Source organism: Rhizobium sp. CSW-27 (assembly GCF_018760785.1).
GTDB lineage: Bacteria > Pseudomonadota > Alphaproteobacteria > Rhizobiales > Rhizobiaceae > Neorhizobium.
This window is the reverse complement of sequence record NZ_JAHHZO010000093.1, coordinates 1-251: the sequence shown is the minus strand read 5'-3', so window position 1 is coordinate 251 and position 251 is coordinate 1. Positions and strand designations below refer to the sequence as shown.

At 56.6% G+C, this 251-nt stretch carries 1 protein-coding gene; it reads right to left on the bottom strand.

The window, feature by feature from the left end; genetic code table 11:
- Positions 1-7: 7 nt before the first annotated feature.
- Positions 8-251: ATP-binding protein (locus KLP42_RS27060; protein ID WP_252193294.1), on the bottom strand; the 244-nt coding region annotated here is incomplete at its 5' end.

Sequence of the window (251 nt, the reverse complement as noted above, 5' to 3'; positions counted from 1 at the left end):
TTCGGCTTTAGCTTTGAGATCGGTTTTTGAAGCGCCAGGACTCGTTGCCAGTTTCGACGATCTCGCAGTGATGGGTGAGCCTGTCGAGTAGCGCGGTGGTCATCTTGGTGTCGCCGAAGACAGTTGGACGCCTCGATTTACCCCGATTTTCTCCGTTGACGGTCCAGTCTGAGCCTACCGCCGCTTTCGGCGGTGATCTTTGAACTGTTTTGATAGCGGCATTCCCGCCCCTTGCGGGGCGGCTGTCATCA